This is a genomic window from Porphyromonas sp. C0026D3 (assembly GCF_056590775.1).
On record NZ_JBWPWU010000007.1, the window covers coordinates 64,166 to 85,510 of the forward strand.

Below are 21,345 nucleotides of genomic sequence, written 5' to 3' on the forward strand. Positions count from 1 at the left end.
TAGACGATCTTACATTTTGAAGGGTACCTCGTACTCAGTTGGCTTTTTCTTGAATAGGAATTCGCCCTTTCGTACAGAAGCGAGTACACCTACACGACGGCGGATGCAATCCCAGGCACTATCACCATCCAGTACGATGAAGTTGGCATCTCGGCCTACCTCTATACCGTATTGGTCGTGAATATTCAGACACCTAGCACCATTATAGGTGATCATATCAAAGGCATTCTCTATCTCCTTTGGACTAGCATATTGTGTGAGGTGGATGGCATTATCAAGAATATTCATCATATTGCCACTGCCAAGTGGGTACCAAGGGTCATTGATAGAGTCTTGTGCCAATGCTACGTTGATACCCATTTCCATAAACTCCTTGACACGAGTAAGGCCACGACGCTTTGGATAAGTGTCTTGTCTTCCCTGTAGATAGGCATTCTCAGTAGGACAGGAGATGAAGTTCATCTTGCTGCGCTTAAACATATCAAACATCCTATAGGCGTAGGAGTTATCTGCCGAACCAAAGGAACAGGTGTGACTAGCGGTGGTCTTCTCACCATAGTCTTCAAAATAAACAAGGGCATTGAGGATCTCTACGAAACGTGCCATGACGTCGTCCGTCTCATCGCAGTGTACATCGATGAGTACATTGTACTTCATGGCTAGCTCTACAATGTCATGGATAGACTTCTCACCAAACTCACGTGCTGGCTCGTAGTGTGGAATGCCACCGATTACATCGGCGCCCATCTTTAGAGCCTCTTCTACTAGCTCCTTACCACCTTTGTAAGTGTACATTCCATTCTGTGGGAAGGCTACTACCTGGATATCAACAATATCTTTCAGTTCCTCCTTGAGCTCCATGATGGCCTTGAAACCAGTAAACTTAGGGTCTGTGACATCGGTCTGTGCTCTAATAAATTGCACCCCTTGTGATACCTCGTCTTCAATACCCTTACGAGCCAGTCGTTTCACGCCATCAATGGTCATTGTGGCCTTGTACTTTGGCCAGTTTTCAATTGCCTCAAAGAGTGTACCCGAAGCTGCTCCAAGCCCCTCCATCTCAGAGACAGTGTAGACGTAGTCTAGGTGAAGGTGTGGATCTACATAGGGTGGCAGTACAAACTTGCCATTGAGGTCTATCTCCTCATCGCACTTAGGAAGGTTGGTACCGATCTGAGTGATCTTACCATTCTCCACGATGATCTCAGTTGCAGAGCTATTCCGATAGATTTTCGCGTTAAAGAATTTCTTTTTCATACGCATATGTCTTATTTGGTTACTAATTATCTATTTCCAAATATAGTCATTGCATTTGTAAGTGTGTGCTTTTTAGCATAGTTTATGATTAGATGTAGTCGCATAAAAGTGGTACTACACTAAGTGTTACCGCGTTCATCAAATCTGAGCCTAGGCTATCCGCAGTAAAGAATCGGGAGAATCTCTACTCAACATTCCTTTGGATACTGACTCTTGGTGTCCTTCATGAAGTCAATACCCGCGAGGCTGCGGAATTGAGGGGATATTCCGGGAGCTTTCTTTTTGGGGAATGTTGCACGAAGTGCCATTCTCGCACATTTGAAGCAAATGTGCTGAGACTTTGCACGAAGGATGAGATGCAAGGCCTGAGGATGAGGGCAAGGTGCACGTAGGGCACCAAGGCCTACCCGGCCTAAGGGAGCGTACTCACGTACGTGACCTAGGCCGAATTCCGAAAGCAACGCCGCAGATCGCCTTCGTGCAACAGTCTCTTTTTGGGGAGGCTGTCGAGGCAGGTTTTTTCTTCTATCCGTCTAAGCGATCGCTTCTATCCGTGAAAAGTTTTGCTTCTATCCATGAAAAGTTTTGCTTCTATCCGTGAAAACCAAGGTCCCTTGTAACCATCTGATTACCAACGCTCCCAAAAGGGCCGTTTTTGGACCCGAAAATCGTCCTTTTTTCCAGGGTGTTTTTGATGGGAAAAAGCCGTTTTTGCCGACCTGTTTTGCGCCCCCAGGTGGGGGCATCAGCCCCACTCAATCAGTGATTGAGTGAGAGACAACGGGTAGTAGCACCCCCCAAGGGTCTCCGGACGGTCAGGAAATGGGTCTCAATGATTTCGTGTATATTTGCTTGGGCAGACAAGGCGGAGTCACTCTCCGCTCGGTGTCGGGGAGGATTCGTTATTTGGACAGAAGTTTGTATATAGGAATGAAAGAAGAGATAGCTCCCTTTTGTATCGAGTACACCTTGGCGGAGACGCCGGATGTGGCTCGCCGGCTGCTGACCCTGCTGGGTGATCGTCCGGTATGGGCACTGGATGCACCGATGGGTGCCGGCAAGACGACCCTGATCAATGCACTGTGCGAGTCACTGGGGATCGAGGAGGTGACGAGCAGCCCCACCTTTGCGATCGTGAATGAGTACCGCACCTTGGGCGAAAGGGTCGGTGAGAGTGTCTACCATATTGACTGCTACCGACTGGATGGCTTGGCGGATGCGTACCGTATCGGGCTGAATGAGTATCTCGACAGTGGTCGGTACTGCTTTGTGGAGTGGCCTGAGGTGGTGGATGAGCTGCTGCCGGATGATGTGGTGTGCCTGCGTATCGAGCCGAGTGCCGATGGGGAGCGTCGTCTGCTCCGCTATCTACCACCGGTCACCGACCGCACCTACCTATACAAGCAAGAGTAGTGGGCTATGCGAGCGGATCTGGTGGTGAAGGCAGCCGGTGTGCTGATGTTTTTTTTGCCCGGATTGATGGCCGTAGTGGTTGGCTTGCGTGGCAGTCGCTGGTTTTTTGAGTCCGGCGGAGTCTCCCTGGTGCGCAAGTATCTGGGGTTGCAGTACGCCCGACTGTTTTATGTCGTACTGGGGCTGCTCCTGATCGCCTGCGGTGTCCTGATCCTGGTGGATCCACTGGAGGTGATGAGTACCAAAGTGCGGTGACCCAAGTATTTTTTACAAAAAAGTGAGCAACACCCTATGATACCCGTACCCGGAAAAGTGTGCTATAGCAGTCCGGAATTGCCGGCTGAGAATGGTCCCTTGTGGGAGGCGTACGACAAAATACTTGCCGGAATCGGTCGGGGCAGATACCGGTCGGCGATGGCAACACTGGCGGAGAGTCTGCCGACGGACGATGAGCGACTGGCGGAGCTGAATGAGACCTACCGGCTACTGATGAGCTACTATGCCCGAGGAGCCGAGGATCCGGAACGGCCTACGATACTGGCCAATATAGGGTCGCGCTTGGTCGTCCTCGCCAATCTGTGCCAGAGTGAACGAGTGGCGTGGCGTGATCCATCCAATCTACGAAACACGGTTCGGGAGACCCTGCGGATCCGTGGTTTGGGGGGAGAGGGTGCCTCGATAGAGGTGGTGCGGGAGTTGGTCCGACAGACGGCGCACGACGAGGTGTACTACAACCTACTGGAGGACCTATTTGACCTAATCTGGACGTGTGACGACCTGACCGAGGAGGAGGAGCGAGTGCTGAGTGAGCTACTAGAGGACCCCACCTCTCCACAGGTGGGTCGAGTGGTGGCCTCGGCACTGCTGGTGGGGTGCGCCCTGGCTTTTGACCCCCGCAAAGTGAGGTTGCTCTTTGTCGGCAGTCGGCAGAGTGACTCGCCTATGGTACAGGGGGCCTCGGTGCCGGCTTTGTTGCTCCTCGCTCGTCTGTATCAGGATCTGATCGAGACGACCATGCCGGACTTTGTGGAGCAGGCCCACCAAGCCGTGATGAGCGACCCGTCGCTCCACGAAGCCATCCTGCTCGCCACACTGGAGCTGCACAACTGCTACCGAACGGAGGAGGACCACAAGGTGTTTCGGTCGCAATTGTTGCCCAAGCTGAACGACATGGTAGGGGCACTCGGAGAGTCCTCAGGTGCCGACCTGGCCGAGCAGATGGAGGCTCTGCAGCGCAAGATGATGGAGGATCCAGAGAATAGTGCGGAGGGGGGAATGCTGGCCGAATTCATGGACAAGCTCACTCAGGCCGACTATCTGGAGCATGACCTGGAGTACCACATGACGTCGATGATGGGTCGGGGTCGTTTTTTTCAGAAACCGGTGAATTGGTTCTTGCCCTATGACACCGAGCATCCGAGCCTAGACCCTGAGAGTGTGGCCGCGATGGATGCCATGAGTGACTTGGCGTTTCAGAACCGCGAGATCATCTCCTCGGATCGCTACCTCTATGCCATGGAGGTCAACTGGCGACAGGTCGAGGATCAGATGCGCCGCATAGGTATGCCGATAGAGGGGGGCGCACCGGCCTTTCAAGTCAAGGATCTGCGGAGAGGGATGCGGGACTTTGTATTTGGTGCCTACCGCTTTTACACCCTATTTGAGCGCAAAAAGTCGTTTCGGAATATCTTTGCTCCCAAGCCCTATGTGCCGGATGGTGCCTTGACGCAGGTGACGCACCTATTCAGCGAGGAGGTGTATGAGCGACTGGCAAAACGACTGACGAAGCAACGCGACTACACGGCAGCCGCCTACACCTATGCCCGAATGATCCGAGAGTATGGGGCAGAGAGTGCCACAGGCTGGCGACTGATCGCTGTCGCCAATATCCGTGCCGGGCAGCAGCGCGAAGCACTCTCCGCACTCGACAAGGCGATTGACCTGGAGGGTCCCACGATGACAACAATCAAGAGCAAGGCCAAACTGCTACGGGAGTGTGGTGGCGATCGCTCGGCTATGACACTCCTCCGAGAGTATGCCGATACGATGACCCTGACTCCGGCCGAGGACTACGAGCTGAGCCTAGAGCTCCTCCGGCTGATGGGGAGTGAGGGACTGTACGAGGAGGCCATAGCGACAGCTTACAAGGTCGACTACCTCTCCGACGAGCTGGGCCGGCAGGCCGAGGCCCGATACCTACTGTGCAAGACACTGCTGGCGGCGGGTCGTGCCACTGAGGCCGTCAAGATGATCTCGTCGCTTGGAGAGGCCCAGGGGCTGGCCGGAACCATCCTCCTGGCTGTGGGGGAGCGAGCCCAAGGGCTACGTACTCTCCAAGAGTGGTACGACAGTACGGACAACGACCGATCGAAGCTGATGGCGCTACTCAAGTACCTCGAGAGGTACGATCTCTCCACACGAGAGTGCGGACTGATCTACGACCTCATCACCACGCACACAGCCGATCAACCCTAACCATGACACAACCCAAAAGACTACTCCTAGCCCTCTGCGCACTGGTACTCACCCTGTGTGGTTGTGGCCACAAATCCGGTGGAGAGACCCTCTCGCTGGTCATCCGGCCGGGTAACCACCCCGCCGAAGTGCTCTATCTCTATACCTACGGCACCAACAGTGTGGCCAAAGATACGATCCTAGCCGGTGAGACCACACGGCTGGAGTACGTGCGAGACTCGGTGGACCTTTTTCTCCTCACGGATTCGCTGGACCGCATCATACTGCCGCTGATCCCCGACTCGGTGGACCTCTCCGTCACGCTGGCCCCCAAGTTCAAGCTGAAAGGCACCACACACACACCTCGCCTGGAGGAGTGGTACCACCTCACCCAAGAGCGAGACACCCTCTCCATGGAGCTACTGGATCTTCTGGAGGAGGAGGGAGACCGGCCTATCGGCCTACTGGAGACACTGGGTGCTATAGACAGATTTGGCAAGACACCGGAGCTGATGAACCAATACAACCGGAGTGCCCTCAACCAACGCACCTACCTGGAGCTCCTCGGACGAGAGGGGTACGGAGAAATCTCCTACAGCTACTCGTTTCCCCACTACCTGGCGGTGAAGGACCGCAAGGGCAAGGCTCGGACGCTGGGAGAGGTGATCCGCAAAGACTCCCTACTGGTCGCTTGTCTGCTCGATGGGGCTCGCCTATCGGAGGGCGACACCACCTTTTTGCACGCACTGGACAGCCTCTCCAAGGTCAACTACTTTGTACTGCCACTGGCGGACAGCATCCCTCCATATTGGCAAAAAGCACTCCCCGGTCGTGGACGCACCTATACAGTGGTCGACAGCCTGGGTGCGGCCACCGAGGAGGCACAGCGTCTCCGTGCAGAGTGGTTGCCAACCTATATGGTTGTCGACTCACTTGGGCAAATCAAGCACCGTGGACATGATGCCGACAGCTTGCTCTTTTTCCTAAAAGCCTCACGAACCCCCTAAGTGACCGACCGCCTACTATGATGGATATCATCGACAATGCCCCCTCCGGTGACTCCGGAGCCCTCCTCGTAAAAGTATATGCCTCGGCCGTATCGGGGATACACGCCACCACCGTGACGATAGAGGCACAAGCCTCACGCGGTGCACGCTTTTCGCTCGTCGGCCTGCCGGATACTGCCGTGAAGGAGAGCCAAATGCGGGTCCAAGCCGCCATGGAGGAGAGTGGATACACGTACCAAAACATGAGGTACATCATCAACCTGGCACCGGCTGATATCCGGAAAGAGGGGTCGGCCTATGACCTGCCTCTGGCTGTGGCACTCACGGTCCTCAACGAGCGGATCGAGTCGGAGCGCCTGAGTCGTACCATGATCATGGGCGAGCTGTCGCTAGATGGCACTATTCGGCCCATACACGGCATCCTGCCGATGGCGATACAGGCGGCACGTGAGGGCATGTATGAGGCAATGATCGTCCCGTACGAAAATGCACGCGAGGCATCTGTGGTGGAGGGGCTGACCATCTATGCGGCCCGAAAACTCCGCAATGTCATCGACTACATCAAGGGCGACGACAACGCACTGGAGCAGGTCCGGTATCTCGATCCGGATTTGGAGCCACTCCCCACGATCGGCATGCCCGACTTTGCCGACGTGAAAGGGCAGGAGGTGGTGAAGCGAGCCATGGAGATCGCTGCAGCCGGTATGCACAACATCATCATGGTCGGCCCACCGGGCAGTGGCAAGTCAATGATGGCCAAGCGTATGCCGACAATCCTTCCCCCCTTTACCAAAGAGGAGTCGATGGAGACGACGATGATACACTCCGTGGCCGGCGTACTCCCGCCCAACTCGGGGCTCATGCAGGTGCGCCCCTTCCGGTCCCCCCACCACAGCACCTCCAATGTCGCACTGGTCGGTGGTGGCTCCTACCCCAAGCCGGGAGAGATCTCTCTGGCCCACAACGGAGTGTTGTTTTTGGACGAGTTGCCTGAGTTTCAGCGCAATGTACTGGAGGTGCTTCGGCAGCCACTGGAGGACCGCAACATCACTATCTCCAGAGCGCGCAAAACGGTCAACTACCCAGCCTCTTTCATGCTCGTGGCCTCGATGAACCCCTGCCCCTGTGGCAACTACAATAACCCCTACAAGCAGTGCACCTGTAGCCCGGGCATGATCACCTCCTATCTGGGGCGTATCTCCGGTCCGTTGCTGGACAGGATCGACATCCAGTGCGAGATCACGCCGGTGCCATTTGACGCTCTCGCCCAAAAAGCCCCCTCCGAGAGCAGTGCCACCATCCGGGAACGTGTGATACAGGCTCGCAAAATACAGGAGGTGAGGTTCAGGGACTGTCCCGGCATCCATACCAATGCCCAAATGACTCCGAATCTGATGCACCGATTTGTACATGTAGAGCCTCTGGGTATGCAACAGCTCAAGCTCGCCATGGAGCGCTTTGCCCTCTCCGCCAGAGCCTATGACCGCATCCTAAAGGTCGCACGGACGATTGCAGACCTGGACGCCAGCGAGATGGTGCTGGCCCGACACATCGCCGAAGCCATCAACTACCGCAAGATGGATCGTGACTCCTGGGGTCACTACTCCGCCTCACCAAAGAGCGAGTACTAGCACTCCACCGACTATCCTCGGTCGTAGTACACCCACTTTGCCCAAAATGGAACCTTGGCCAATGGTCTCATTTTGGGCATTTTGTATCAAAAACGGTGGAGAAAACCCCCACTTTTAGGTATTGACAGCCTAGGTGGATCTGACGAACTTTGGCTACGTAAAAGGGAGTGCGACCTGTGCGTGCGGTCTCAAGGACCCTAAGGGCGCACATCGTCTCTCTCAGTATAGTCACCATAGCAATGAAGATCCGGATGAAAAAGCGTATAGCCGTATTATTTGCCACTATTGTGGCATGTGTGAGTATAAGTGGTGCCCGGGCTCAGAAAGTCGGAGCGGAGCAGCGTCCAGCCGACCATATAGTCCACCACCTCGTCCACTATGAGCATGACCACAGAGGGCGATGCATTGTGGGAGGAGCAATGTTTTTTTGGGCCGAGCCGGAAGAGAAGTCTCTAGCCATAACCCTATGCCCCGAAGTAGGGTACCTATTTAGCGAGGACTGGGGAGTAGGGATCCTCCTAGGCTATGAGCACGAACAGGGGATAAACACAGTAAGCGGACAAAAGGCTGTTGGGAACGCATTCAAGTTCTCGCCTTTTGTCCGCTATTACTATCTACATCGGTTGCCGTTCAATCTCTTTGTGGACGGCGGTGTGGGATTCAACTTCTCAAGCGAGCGACGCAACGATAGCACCGAGCGTCGCAATGGCTTCGAAGTGGGGCTACGCCCCGGGGCTTGCATTGACCTCACCGATGGGCTTTGCCTCTGCTTGCGTATGGGCTTTGTAGGCTATAGGCACAACTACTTTATGGGTGAGGAACCCGGTGTCGGAAGTAACGGGATCGGACTTCGCCTTGCCCCGGAGGAGCTGATGATCGGCTTGGAACTGGAGTTTTGACTCCAGTGGCCGACCGGCTCAGTGTCCGGTCAGAGCCTTGGTTGAACGCCACGCTTGACGTCCGACAACGTTTTGGAGCGTCCAGTGCATGATCGGCACCTGATCCTGAGAGATGCTGACATGCAACCCATGACGGTCGTCCATAATGTTGGTGGAGCGGAAGAAGTTGGTCTCCGTCTCCTTGACATCCGTGTTGTTGCTGAGGTAAAACGAGTTGTCGCCCGGACTGTAGCTGACGGTGAGCTTTAGGTCATCATCGGGGGTGGGCTTTAGCCCTAGGTAGCGTCCGATGTAGTAGATGAACTCATTGGTACTGCTCTCCCCCTTTTTGTAGGAAGGTAGGATGTCCTGGGCTAGGAAGGGGATCCCCTTTTGGTACAGCTCCGGGCTTTGCCCCTCCGCCAGAGGAGCAGCCTCGATACCTCCGGGCATACCATCAGTGGTAGCCCCTTGTATGAGGTACTTGGGGGCAATCCTTTTTTCCAGCACCGCTTTGCCAAAAGCTTTGATATTGTCCGAGGCCTCTGACACCAGCCATACATTGAGATAATCCTCTGATGGCCAGTCGACATTGGGTGCATCGGCGATGATTTTCTCAAAAATTCCGGGCAGATCCTTGTCCCTGATCTGATCAGTAGCTATGTGGTACTGAGAGAGGACTCTATTGAGCCCCGGCTCTACCATCTTTTCGCCATTGGGATCGTACACTGCCGGGACAAACTGTATGCGTGCATCGACACCGGTCGCTGTCTTGACCACTGTATTGGCAAAAACACGATTGAGCTTGTCGAGCTGCTTGGTGAAGACCCCATACTCATAGTGTATGCCGGACTCTGTCACCTCCTTGTAGGTCTGAATCAGGTGAAAAACGATCGGGATGACCACACGCTCCGGACTCTTGGTCGGTGCAACAATGTGTATGGTGGCCGGGGCAGACTGTAGCTTTTTCCCGCCTTTCATGGTCACCGTGAAGGTCCTGTCCTGCCCGGCAAGAGCCGGATCCTTGGCTATGTAGTGGCGCGAAACTGTGTTGCCGGCTTCGTCACGCCAAACGAAGTCCTCGTCCGAGATATTATCGAGAGGGATAATGTACTTCTTGCCCAACCGTGTATAGTAGCAGACGGGAGTAAGATCCACCTCGTTGTCGGGAGAGGCAATGAGATAGTCGTTGGAGGGCTTGAGGACAATGGAGTCTATGATATCGGGGTTGGTACGAGAGGTATCGTAGACCACATCCTGTCGGGGCGTACATCCAGACAGTAGGCCAAACAGCCCCAATGCAGAAAGCAACAGTGTGGTGATTGGCGCATTTGCGCTCATTTGTTCTTTATTTCGTCTCATGTTTGTAATCGTGTCGTGAATCATTTACGCCTCCAGCCGGGGTTTTGGGTCATGGCCTTGTTCTTATCCAGCTCAAACCGTGGGATCGGGAAGCTGTACCTAAAGTCATTGCCATCTAGGTGGTATTCTTTTCCACCCACTAGACGAGTGACCTCTTCTTGGTAGCGTTTCATGGCAATCCAAGTTGCATCGATCTCTGCGAGAAACTCCTTTTTGCGTTCGGTACGGATCTCGCGTAAGAGTTCGTCGATATTGGTCGGCACCGGATGCGTGGTGGTGTATCGAGCAGCGACAAACTGACCCAATATCTCCGCAGATAGATCTTTCTGCCCAAGTCGTGCGGCAGCCTCTGCGGCGATCAGGTAGGCATCGGCTAGTCGGAAAGGCATATAGACGCCGAATCCGGACCAGTACGAGGAGACACTTGCCAGATTGTATTTTTTCAGTCGACCCTCCGGGGTGATGTAGGCCGCTTTGCGGATATCCTCATCGGTGTACAGATCTCTGAAGGCGGGCTCGAGATAGCCATTGGTGGTGGATTTGACATAGGATTCTATGAAATTCATCTTCTGTCCATTAGCTCCATCGGCAATGCGGAGAAAAAACTCGTCGTTCTCAAAGATACGCTCGGTCTTGCCACTGCCTATGTCGAAGATATCGGAGAGCTTTTCCGAGGTATTGACAAGGGTCCTTCCCTTCATCGCTTTTTGGGCATACGAGAGGGCATTGCTCCAGTCACTGGACTCTTTGGCCCCGCTGTCGGCCTTGTACCAATAGACATCTGCCAGGAAAGCATAGATAAAGTCTCGGCGTAAGGCAAAATTGTAGGGCTGTCGAGCTGTCTTGTCGAGTAGTTCGTTGGCTGTCTCTAGATCCTTGATGATCTGATGGAAGACCTTTTTCTGAGTTTGGCGTGGTGGCATGGCATTGCCGGCGTCATCCGTAGGGTCCAAGAACATAGGTACCCCCATCTGGTTGTCCTCATAGGGGGAGTAGTACTGTAGGAGCTTGTAGTAGCCGAACGCACGCCATACCAATGCTTCGCCCATGACCATATTGCGCACATTGGGGTCGGTGATGATCATGTTGTCGATATCGGATACGATGAGGTTCAGCGGACCAAGCATTGAGTTGTACCACATCCAGACCTCGTCATCGGACGAAGTCCAGGCTAGATAGTCGTGACCCTGAGAGTTGTAGGCGTTGGCCTTGGCATCGTAAAAGCGCGATCCCTGGGTGTCGTCGAGTTGCATCTCCATCGAGTAGACACTGAGCAGGGTGCTCAATCTAAAGTAGGGCATCGCAAAGTTGTCCACTCCAAACAACGGTGCAAACTGCGGACAATTGGGGACGCTCATCATGCGCAAAAAGCTACCCAGGACATCTCGGTAGTCTTCGGCAGTCCGAAGTACCTTTTCGCCTCGTGGGGTCATCGTAAGGAAGTCTTTACAACCTGAAAGCACCCCGGATAGGAGAAGGGCGACAAGGAGCAAAAGACTCTTGGTATATACTTTGCCGGTGTGAATAGTTCTTTTCATAGTGTTCTGCAACCTTTCTTATAGAGGGTCAGATTCCCAATGTTATTTTGAACGAAAACTCTCGCGAGACAGGGTAGTTGAAAGCCCCTTGTGTCGCCACGTCCAATCCTCTGTACCGTGTAAAAGTGCAGAGATTGCGAGCGGTGAGGCTCATCCTCAAGGTAGAGAGCTTGGTGTACCTCAGCTGTGCCTGCGTGAAGCGGTACGAAAGGGAGAGATCGTTGAGCCGTAAAAAGTCACCCGGTGCATACTTGTCGGAGGTATGGTTGGAGGACCACTGCTCCGTGCTATTGGTCGTGAATCGTGGCACAGTGGTGATATCACCGGCTTTTTTCCAAAAACCTAGATACTTGCGTTCACGGTTTGTATTGGAGACAGATAGGTTGGCAGTTCCCTGATCTCCAGCACCGGGGGCATCGAGCAGGTCGCTGAAGAGAGGGATAATGTGCCCCATCTTGTAGGTCCAGTTTGTCGTGAACTCAAATTGCTTGTACTTTAGGTAAGTCCCAAATCCACCGATGAACATCGGGTTGGCACGCCCAAGCCACTTCATGGATGAGGTGAAAAATGGCTCATCACTGTAGCTATTCATCGGTTGGTTGAGAAAGTCCACTACGTCGGGGATCGTATTGAAGTCCCGAATGTAGTTGAGGTACTTTTCCTTATCTGCCGGGGAGTAGGTGTCCCAGCCGTCCAGCATGTGAGCGTACTCTCGCTTCGCTCTTTCGTTCATGTAATAAGTGGGGTTGCCGGTCAGGGGATTCACACCCGCATAGTCCCAGCCAAAGATACTTCCCACTTCGTGACCTACGACGTTCACCACACCACCTAGGTAGTGACCGTTCTTGGTGGCATCGATCCATGAAGAAAAGTTGTGCTGCGATCTGAGGATCCTATTTTTATTGCGGGCGATATTGAAGTTGGTGGAGAAAAGCAGGTCCGGGGTATCGATCCACTTTACGCGTAGGTCAAGCTCCCACCCACTGTTTTCGGTAATTCCGCCATTGGCTTTGACACTCCGTCGGCCGATGGATGGGGCTACCGGTAGTTCGTCCAAAATGTCGGTGGTGCGGTTGTTGTAGTACTCTGCTGTGATAAATACTTTATCGAGCACATTGCTCTCCACGGCCATACCGAGGTCCCTCTTGCGTTCCCACTTCACAGTGGGGTTGGGAAACCTCAGTTCCTCTACCAGTCTGTTGCCCATATAGGTGTTGCCACCAAGGCGAATAACGGAAAATGGATAGGCCCTTCGGTCGATATTACCGGTGAGTCCGCCTGAAGTGCGTATGGATAGCTCTCGCAAGAAGGGGATGTTGTACCACTTTTCTTTGTGGACATTCCACCGTACTCCTATTGATCCGAGCGGAGTATACCTATTGACGTTTCCGATCACGTCTGCCCCATCTGCACGGAGGTTCATACTGAAGATGTAGCGATCCTGGAGCAGGTTGTACATGGCCGATCCGATGAAAGAGACGGAGTGCTCTTGCCCATCATTGGTGTGGTACAGTCCCTCGAGCCTACTTTTCAACTGCGCATAGCTGGGATTTGTACCATCGAACTGTGGCAGTCCCGTGATCCGGTAGTCATCGTAGTACACAGGAGATTTGTACCCAAATCCATTGTACTCTCTCGACATAGCCTCAACTGCACCAAAGAGGGTCAGGATATGGTTCTCATTGATGGCCTTGGAGTAGTCTATCTGCAGGCGTACTGCCCAGTTGTCGGACTGCGCTGTGGCCTCTCTCAGCTCGCCATTGTCGTACTGCTTGGGGTATATCGGGAATTGCTGGTAGATCAGCTTGGCCAGTTCTTCACCGCTATAGGAAGTGTAGGTATTGGGCGGTATCTCGGTCATGTCCTTTGAGTGGCTGATTCCTTTCCGCGCAAGGGCTTGCAGTGCGAGTCCTTTTATCGGCTCCCATCGGATGTTTAGGGTTGCATCTGCGTTCAGTGCGTTTTCAGTCCGACGAGTGCGTCTTAGCTCGTTGAGCATGTTGAAGGTATTGTACTTCAGCATGTCGGAGGTGACGTTGGTAAAGTTATTAGGTAGGTAGCTGAGATCCGGCTCATCGGGAACCTCGTATTTGTTGGCAAATATAGCGTACCTAAATGGGTCCACTGCCGATGCGTGGTTCTTATTGATCCTGTTGTTGAGGTTGAGGTTGAGCGAAAAGATCCATTTGTCGCTTGGGCGGTAGTCCATGTTTACCAAAAAGCCCATGCTCCGATACTTATTGGCAAGGAGGATTCCCTGCTGGTCTGTATAGGATGCGGAGGTGTAGTAGGATAGCTCTTCCGTACCCCCACGCAGGTTGATATTGTGGATGTGCGAAAAGCCGGTCCTAAAGATCTGATCCAGCCAGTTGGTGTTTCGTCCACGGAGGAGAGCCTCCTGTTGCATGTACTCCTCCTTGGTCAGGTATCCCTTCAGGTAGTTTCCATACAATCGTCCACCCCGTCCGGCTTTTTGCATCTGGTCGACACCAAAGTTGTCGATGATCATTTTCTCGTAGTCGAGTTTTTCGCCGGAGGACATCATTCCCAGGTCAACGTGTGGCATGGTACTCAAAGTGGCGGTCCCACTGTAGTTGATCTGAGTCTTGCTCCTAAATCCCTTTTTGGTCGTGATGACGATGACACCGTTTGCCGCCCTGGCACCATATATGGATGCCGCTGCAGCGTCCTTGAGGATGGAGATGCTCTCAATATCCTCGGGCATAATGTTGCCGATACCGTCCTGCATGATGGAGGCGGCATAGTTGCCTCCACTCACCTGCGGAATCCCCGTGAGCATGGGGAGCCCATCAATGACCCACAGTGGTTCAGTGTTGCCACTCAGGCTGTTTTCGCCACGGATAGTTATCTTGGCTCGACTACCAGGGGCTCCGGTCACGGTAGTACTGTTTAGCCCGGCCACCATACCGTCCAGTAGCTTGTCGACCGTCGAAAATCCCTTGAGTGTGAGGTCTCGTGCGGTGATCACCTTGGCAGATCCCACCATCTCGTGCTTTTGTACCTCGCGCATACCGGTCGCCACGACCTCCTCCAAGACATTGTCTGCATCCTGGAGCTTGATGGTCTTGACCTTACCCGGTCCTTTGACCTCTTTCTCGATAGTCTGTTTACCGACATACGAAAAGACAAGTGTCACAGGGAATTTTTTGGCGGAGAGATCAATCCTATAGTCTCCATGCTCGTCCGTAAATGTACCGACCGTGGTACCCTTTACCCGGACTGTGGCCATGAAGATCGGGGTGCCACTATTGTCGGTCACACGCCCCGTCAGGGTGCCGGAGCCTTCTTGCGCAAGGACCGACCCACACAGTCCCAGCAGCCCTATCATCAATAGGGTGATAAATGTCAGATTTCTCAATTTACTCATACTCTATGCCTAATAGTGATATTGTGGCTTCTTCTGTGATTAGCCAATGTTGGGGACTACCGGACTCACAAAACACTTGTAGTCCACGATGAGACCACCGGGGCGATCCACCTCGTCGTATTGCTTGAACGTTTCATAGTTGTAGACAAGCTCACGCTTATTCTCCGCCGGGAACGAGCCGGTGATCCGCAGCACACCCTTTTGGCCCGATGCGGTCTGAAAGAGGATAAACTTCTTTTCGCCCGAAGTAATCCGAATCTCCTCATCCACTACCACAAACGAAAAGCCCTTCTTGTCAGCATCGCGGTAGTCCTCGTCACTAAATCCGGCCGGAGCGGACATGAACTTGGTATAGTTCGGGAAGACGATCGGGACCAAGGCCTTTTTATTGTTGGGGTAGCCAATGGCCGGGACGGGGTGTTTGATCGGAGGAGTCAGTAGGTAGGTTCCCTGATTCTCAGGATCTTCGACCAGAAATAGGTCGATAGCTTCGACACCCGCCCGCTTGGCATCCATTGGGGTCAAGACCTTTGCGGCGGCGAGGTTGATCACCGAGCTCAGACGGGTATAGGCATAGTGCCGCTTGTCTTCGCCGCCCAAATACTTGCCTTTGCCATCAAAAGCCTCAGACTTCACATGGATCTTGTCTCGGTAGGCATAGACCTTCAGCCCCTTGCCTTCTCGGCTGGACGGGGATCTATTGTCCAGTGTCCGATAGGCTCCGGAGTACTTTCCGGTGATTTCACTGTTGTTTCCCGTCCGGATCCGGTAGGTGAGCGATACCTCTGTGGGGGTGACAGCGGTGATTGTCAGCTCTCCCTCCATGCATTGCACCTCACGGTTTCGCCCCTTGGAGGTATCGTACAGCGAGCTGTAGTAGGCATGAAAAGTACCTGGCTCCACCTGTGCACTACCCTTGTAGGTCATAGGTGTGAGAGCGGAACCCGGCGTTGTAGCGACATGAAAGGTGAGGACAAACCCCTTCCCGACCATATCTTTTTTCACCTCGTCGTAACCGATGGTTTTTTCAAAAAGAGTCAGCGTATAGTACTCAGCATTCACCTCCTTGTCACCGGCTATGTGACCACTTACCTCCATCTCCTTTTGGCTCTTGTCCAGAGCTGTGTACTCGTACGTATATCGGTACGGCACAGATTCAGCGATCTTGTAGTCGTTTTGCCGTTTGAGCATGGCGGTGGATAGATTGATATCCATGCCGTACAGATGAGTGACCCCACGCAAAACGCCATCACCTACAGTAATACCCCGGTCGGGGACATCAAACTCACTTCCTCGATCCTTGCAGGAGGGGAGGACACCGGTGAGTAAAATTAGGAAAATGGAGGCAACTGACCGCCGAATATGGCCAAACACCTCTAGATCCTGCCTGACAAAGTAACCTCTACAACTCATCATACATGACCTTCTCTTATTGGTACAACAGTAAAAAATTAGGATACGGACATGGATCGACTCCAAATCCTCTGAAAAGATACTGTTTTTTCCGAAAATAAATTGCTCACCCTCAAGAAGAATATACTTTTTTAAGAAGTTTTAGGATACGCCCATGCAATGAGGAGGTGCCAAGGGTTTTGGCACCTCCTCATTTTGAGAGCCGCGGATGATCCACGGATGTAGAGCCCTAGGGAAAGGGGGCTCCGATAGGGGCTGTTTTTTTTAGCAGAAGGCCTTGATGATTGGTAGGAACTTCTCTGCCGATAGAGAGGCACCACCGATCAATCCACCATCTACGTCAGGCTTTGCAAATAGCTCGGCAGCGTTGCCCGCATTGCAGCTTCCACCATACAGGATGGTCGTCTCATCAGCAACCTTGGCACCATACTTGTCGGCTACCACTTTGCGGATGTGTGCATGGATCTCCTGAGCTTGGTCACTGGTGGCCGTCTTGCCGGTACCAATGGCCCATACGGGTTCGTAGGCAAGGGTTATTTTGCCAAAGTCCTGCTCGCTGAGGTCAAAGAGTGCTTCTTTCACTTGCTTTTCGACAACAGCAAAGTGGTGTCCGGCTTCGCGCTCCTCCAGCTTTTCACCGATGCAAAAGATCACTTCCAGCCCATTGTCGAGTGCGAGGCGAACTTTTTTCTTGAGGATATCGGAGTCCTCGCCAAAGTAGGCACGTCGTTCGCTGTGCCCGAGGATGACGAGCTTGGCACCCGTGTCAGCCACCATTTCAGCGGACACTTCACCGGTGTAGGCGCCCTTGGCTTCGCTCGCACAGTCTTCGGCGGCGACAAGGATATCAGATCCCTTGACGGCCTCCACCACACCCACTAGGTGCGTAAAGGGCACGCCTAGGATGACGCGACACTTGGGGGTGATGGTGGCAAGCTCTTGCTTGACTTGGCCGGCCAGCCGGATACCCTCAGTGGGGGTGGTATTCATTTTCCAGTTACCTGCAACTACATTTTTTCTCATGTCTTTAGGGTCTTAAATGTATGGTTATTATTATTGAAATGATTAGTCGTAGTACGTTATGATTCGTGTGATTCCTTACGGTAGTATATGCCCATGATCAGTAGCAGGAGCAGTCCCGCAAGTATGGGCCCAAAGGTCAGCCCCCGTCGGTATAGCAGTTCGTCCGAGGTCTCAGGGGTATAGGGGTTGGCCCTGAATGTCGCTTGCTTGAGCAGCTGCGGGAGGTCTCGTGCGGCGGTTTTTCGGACGATCTTGCCTTGATCCAATACGAGCAGCCCGGGATTGGCCCGGATGACAGTGGTGGCAGCGGTGCGGTCAAGGTAGAGGATTCGTCCAAAGGGTGCGACCCTATTGCTCTGCGTCGAGAGGTCGCCAAATGAATTGGACATGACGATAGTGACCGGTTCTCCGGTCTGCGTCTGCAAGCTAAGTGCATAGGAGATGTCTTGGTCACTCAGCCGGAGGAGATCGGTAGTGATATAGAGGAGCGCGCGTGCCGGTGGGGTGGTGAGCATGTCGGTCACGGGGGTGCCGTCACGATCCAGGAGCAAAAAGTCGGCAACGGGGGACTCCTGCGGTGGGCGCACAGTGGTGATGGAGTCGCGGACAAATAGCCAGGTGCTGTCGAGCTCGGCCACTTCGTCCAAGTCAAAAATCCGCTCCTCGCCATCCTTGGTGTAGACAAATCGGTAGTCGTACACACCGTCCGTTCCGGTTGCTGAAGCGAGGTCTGTACCGACCTTGTAGGGCCTAAAGTCGATGACCGGGAGGTGAAGGATGGGGTAGATATTGAAGTAGCTGATCAACAGTACTGCCACGCATAGGACAGCTGTGCTCCGGTTCTCGGGTACCGCTCTGTGGAGATGGGTTGGGAAGAGGAATAGGAGGAGTGTGGCGAGGAGGAGTACCACGTTTTTCCAAAACGTGGCATGGTTGCTGATCTTGATGGCATCACCGAAGCAACCACAGTCCGCCACGGGATTGGCGATGACTATGTATAGGGTCAGAGCGGTCAGGGGGAGCATGAGTAGGAGCATCGCCAGTGAGGCAAGTCGTCTCCGTACACCGCCCAGGATACACACGCCCAGCAGTGTCTCGATGAGATTGAGTGCGACAGCCGCTACCAGGGCCACTTGCTCGGGGAGTGGGATGCCAAAAGCTGTGGCATACTCACCGATCTTGAAAGAGGTCCCCACAGGGTCGATCCCCTTGAGGAGTCCGGAGAGTACAAACACCGTACCAACCAGGTACTGCGCTAGTCGTACACAGTAGGTAAGGGTCCTATTTTGTCTCATCCCCGAGGTCATCAGTCTTCGGCGGCACCTTCGTCCAAGCGGATTATGGCGAATGCCGCATAGTTGATCATATCCAGGTAGTTGGCATCTATCCCTTCGCTGACGCTGACAGCCCCACGATTGTCCTCGATCTGCTTGGTGCGGTAGATCTTTTGGAGGATGATGTCGGTGAGGGAGGAGATACGCATGGTACGCCACGCCTCGCCGTAGTCGTGATTTTTGGAGAGCATGAGCCTCCGGGCCTTGCCTGCATACTCGTTGTACCACTTGAGTAGGATCTGGTGATCCTGCTCAGGGTCTGTGGAGTAGCCGTGCTCGAGCTGCACAAGCCCCATGATGCCGTAGTTGACAATCGCCACAAATTCGCACCGAATACCCTCGTGGACAAGGCTCTGACCCTTTTCTTGAATGGATCGGATCCTCTGCGCCTTGATGAATATCTGGTCGGTGACAGCTGTGGGGCGCATCACACGCCAGGAGGCTCCGTAGTCGTCAAATTTTTTGCGAAACAAGGCTTGGCACTCGGCCAGCACTTTGTCGTACTGGGTGGCGGTGTCGGGGGATAGTGGTTGTTCGTGCATAGCCTGGGACCTTATGGATTGAGCAAAAACGAGACATCAGCCCCGGGTTCAATCTCTCGTGGTTGCTCCCCATTGTGAAAGAGTCTCATGGGGTTGGCTCCCAGTAGGGTCATCTTGTCCCCCTCGACGAGCAGACGACTACCTTCGCGCAGCCCCACGACATAGGTGGTTGGGTTGGCGATAATGTACTCCTGGATCCTCATCTCACGAGTCTCTCCTCCGTGGTTGGATGGGTGCGCATCGAGGTAGTGGGGGTTGATCTGAAACGGCACAAGCCTGAGGGTGTGAAAGCTCATCGGCTCTGTGATGGGCATGTCGTTGGTGGTGGACAGCGTGGGGCAGGCAATGTTGCTACCCGCACTCCAGCCTGAGTAGGGGACCCCGTCAAGCACCCGCTTGCGTATCACATCGATGAGCCCTTGCTCCTGTACCATACGTGTGAGTTGCCAAGTATTGCCACCTCCCACCAGTATGGCACTGGCCTCCTCTACCGCTTGGATGGGGTCACTCGCCTCATGCACGCCTCGGACTACCACATCATAGGGGCTCAGAGCTTCATTCACTCGACGCACATACTCGTCAAAGGAGTAGGTGACGGCGGCATAGGGGATCAGGAGGACATTGTCTTTGGCATCCTTGAGGAGGTTGGCCAGGTCTGCGCCGGCTTTTTCCAGATATTTCTCGCCCGGTGAGGCGGAGTTGCTGATCAGTAGTAGTCTCATATCCATTGGGGTCTAGTGTGTGTCGGAGTGACTTGTCCAAGTCATCCAAACAAAGATAACCATATTTTCAAATAGCCAAACATACCGAGCCAGGCTGTCGTACACGACGCTCTCAGAGAGCCAGGCAGCACAATGAAGGAGATGCCGGACGGAGGCAATGCGCTTACTCCAGGATACGAGCCATCGCGGCTTTCGTCGCCTCCGTGGTCCCAAAGGCGGAGAAGCGGAAGTACCCCTCACCTTGCTTACCAAAACCCACACCAGGGGTGCCAATCACCTGCTTTTCGCGCATCAGGTACTCAAAAAAGTCCCAACTCTGAGGGTAGGCCTCCGGTGTCTTGACCCAGATGTACGGGCTGTTGATACCCCCAAAGACCTCGTAGCCCACTTTCAGAAAAGCCTCGCGTATCGTAGTGGCGTTTTGGAGGTAGTAGTCGATATTTTGGCGTACCTCTTGTCGTCCTTCCGACGTGTAGATAGCGGCCGCTCCTCGCTGGCTGATGTAGGATGCGCCATTGAACTTGGTGGTCTGTCTCCTTCGCCACATGGCGTTGAGTGACACGTTGCCGACCTTCAGGTCCATCGGCACCACGGTATAGCCACAGCGCACGCCGGTAAAGCCGGCTGTCTTGGAGTAGCTCCTAAACTCTATGGCACACGACTTGGCACCGGGTAGCTCATAGATGCTGCGTGGCACGTCCGACTCGCGCACAAAAGCCTCGTACGCACCATCGTATAGTATGATGGCGTCCACTGACCGAGCATAGTCGACCCACTCCTGCAACTGGTCGCGAGTGAGCGTGGTACCGGTGGGGTTGTTGGGCAGGCAGAGGTAGATGACATCCACCGGAGCGGCCGGCAGCTTGGGCACAAATCCATTCTCACGATTGCAGTCCAAGTAGGTGATTCCGCTCCAGCGTCCGTCCTCCATCAGCCGGCCCGTGCGTCCGGCAATGACGTTGGAGTCGATATAGACCGGGTAGACCGGATCCGTGATGGCCAGCCGTACATCGTTGCCAAATAGGTCCACGATATTGGCCGTATCACTTTTGGCTCCGTCGCTCACGAATACTTCGTCCTTATTCAGCTCCACGCCCAAGGCTTGGTAGTCGTGCTCCACGATCGCCTCACGCAAAAAGTCGTAGCCCTGCTCCGGACCATAGCCATGCAGCGTGGTGGCACTGCCCTCATCATCTACCGCCTCATGCATTGCCTCCAGCACCGCTTTGGGCAGAGGTAGAGTCACATCGCCGATCCCCATGCGGATCAGTCGGGCCTCGGGGCACTCACGCAGGTAATCCTGCACTCGGTGGTTTACTTCGGCAAAAAGGTAGCTATCTCGGAGTTGCTGAAAGTTGGTATTGATCTTTTTCATATCCTATA

The 21,345-nt window shown here is 53.9% G+C and carries 16 protein-coding genes; 6 read left to right on the forward strand and 10 right to left on the reverse strand.

All coding sequences use genetic code 11. The features are described from left to right. Window positions 1–9: 9 nt before the first annotated feature. Window positions 10–1,257 (reverse strand): amidohydrolase family protein, encoded by a 1,248-nt coding sequence (locus tag AC1EK1_RS06805; RefSeq protein ID WP_480306342.1) that lies wholly within the window; start codon window positions 1,255–1,257, stop codon window positions 10–12. A 930-nt stretch (window positions 1,258–2,187) separates the two neighbouring features. Here AC1EK1_RS06805 and tsaE point away from each other — a divergent pair. The 6 genes from tsaE to AC1EK1_RS06835 all read left to right on the forward strand — a co-directional run bounded on the left by tsaE (window position 2,188) and on the right by AC1EK1_RS06835 (window position 8,661). Beyond that, the gene (gene tsaE, locus AC1EK1_RS06810; protein WP_480306343.1) at window positions 2,188–2,670 is read left to right on the forward strand and encodes a tRNA (adenosine(37)-N6)-threonylcarbamoyltransferase complex ATPase subunit type 1 TsaE; all 483 of its coding nucleotides are present in this window, start codon (window positions 2,188–2,190) and stop codon (window positions 2,668–2,670) included. Between the two features lie 6 nt (window positions 2,671–2,676). After that, window positions 2,677–2,925 carry a hypothetical protein gene (locus AC1EK1_RS06815; protein ID WP_480306344.1) on the forward strand — a complete coding sequence of 83 codons (249 nt, stop codon included), beginning with the start codon at window positions 2,677–2,679 and terminating at the stop codon, window positions 2,923–2,925. A 36-nt stretch (window positions 2,926–2,961) separates the two neighbouring features. Beyond that, on the forward strand, window positions 2,962–5,145 hold the full coding sequence (locus AC1EK1_RS06820) for a hypothetical protein (protein ID WP_480306345.1): 2,184 nt from the start codon (window positions 2,962–2,964) through the stop codon (window positions 5,143–5,145). Between the two features lie 2 nt (window positions 5,146–5,147). Further along, window positions 5,148–6,131 carry a hypothetical protein gene (locus AC1EK1_RS06825; RefSeq protein WP_480306346.1) on the forward strand — a complete coding sequence of 328 codons (984 nt, stop codon included), beginning with the start codon at window positions 5,148–5,150 and terminating at the stop codon, window positions 6,129–6,131. A gap of 17 nt (window positions 6,132–6,148) precedes the next feature. Then, window positions 6,149–7,762 (forward strand): YifB family Mg chelatase-like AAA ATPase, encoded by a 1,614-nt coding sequence (locus AC1EK1_RS06830; protein WP_480306347.1) that lies wholly within the window; start codon window positions 6,149–6,151, stop codon window positions 7,760–7,762. A 251-nt stretch (window positions 7,763–8,013) separates the two neighbouring features. Next, the gene (locus AC1EK1_RS06835; protein ID WP_480306348.1) at window positions 8,014–8,661 is read left to right on the forward strand and encodes a hypothetical protein; all 648 of its coding nucleotides are present in this window, start codon (window positions 8,014–8,016) and stop codon (window positions 8,659–8,661) included. 18 nt (window positions 8,662–8,679) lie between these two features. Here AC1EK1_RS06835 and AC1EK1_RS06840 read toward each other — a convergent pair whose 3' ends face one another. The 9 genes from AC1EK1_RS06840 to AC1EK1_RS06880 all read right to left on the reverse strand — a co-directional run bounded on the left by AC1EK1_RS06840 (window position 8,680) and on the right by AC1EK1_RS06880 (window position 21,337). Continuing rightward, the gene (locus tag AC1EK1_RS06840; RefSeq protein ID WP_480306350.1) at window positions 8,680–10,002 is read right to left on the reverse strand and encodes a hypothetical protein; all 1,323 of its coding nucleotides are present in this window, start codon (window positions 10,000–10,002) and stop codon (window positions 8,680–8,682) included. A gap of 20 nt (window positions 10,003–10,022) precedes the next feature. Then, complete coding sequence (locus tag AC1EK1_RS06845; protein WP_480306351.1) at window positions 10,023–11,540, reverse strand: RagB/SusD family nutrient uptake outer membrane protein; 1,518 nt, start codon at window positions 11,538–11,540, stop codon at window positions 10,023–10,025. Between the two features lie 28 nt (window positions 11,541–11,568). Further along, window positions 11,569–14,928, reverse strand: a complete 3,360-nt coding sequence (locus tag AC1EK1_RS06850) for a SusC/RagA family TonB-linked outer membrane protein (RefSeq protein WP_480306353.1) — start codon at window positions 14,926–14,928, stop codon at window positions 11,569–11,571. A 39-nt stretch (window positions 14,929–14,967) separates the two neighbouring features. After that, on the reverse strand, window positions 14,968–16,344 hold the full coding sequence (locus AC1EK1_RS06855; RefSeq protein ID WP_480306354.1) for a hypothetical protein: 1,377 nt from the start codon (window positions 16,342–16,344) through the stop codon (window positions 14,968–14,970). A gap of 261 nt (window positions 16,345–16,605) precedes the next feature. Further along, window positions 16,606–17,364 (reverse strand): triose-phosphate isomerase, encoded by a 759-nt coding sequence (gene tpiA, locus AC1EK1_RS06860; RefSeq protein WP_480306355.1) that lies wholly within the window; start codon window positions 17,362–17,364, stop codon window positions 16,606–16,608. A gap of 56 nt (window positions 17,365–17,420) precedes the next feature. Beyond that, on the reverse strand, window positions 17,421–18,659 hold the full coding sequence (locus AC1EK1_RS06865; protein ID WP_480306357.1) for a BT_3928 family protein: 1,239 nt from the start codon (window positions 18,657–18,659) through the stop codon (window positions 17,421–17,423). 11 nt (window positions 18,660–18,670) lie between these two features. Further along, complete coding sequence (locus AC1EK1_RS06870; RefSeq protein ID WP_480306358.1) at window positions 18,671–19,240, reverse strand: DUF1599 domain-containing protein; 570 nt, start codon at window positions 19,238–19,240, stop codon at window positions 18,671–18,673. Window positions 19,241–19,251: 11 nt separating this feature from the next. Beyond that, window positions 19,252–19,962 carry a dipeptidase PepE gene (pepE, locus tag AC1EK1_RS06875; protein WP_480306359.1) on the reverse strand — a complete coding sequence of 237 codons (711 nt, stop codon included), beginning with the start codon at window positions 19,960–19,962 and terminating at the stop codon, window positions 19,252–19,254. 163 nt (window positions 19,963–20,125) lie between these two features. Further along, window positions 20,126–21,337, reverse strand: a complete 1,212-nt coding sequence (locus tag AC1EK1_RS06880) for an LL-diaminopimelate aminotransferase (RefSeq protein WP_480306361.1) — start codon at window positions 21,335–21,337, stop codon at window positions 20,126–20,128. Between the last annotated feature and the right edge of the window lie 8 nt (window positions 21,338–21,345).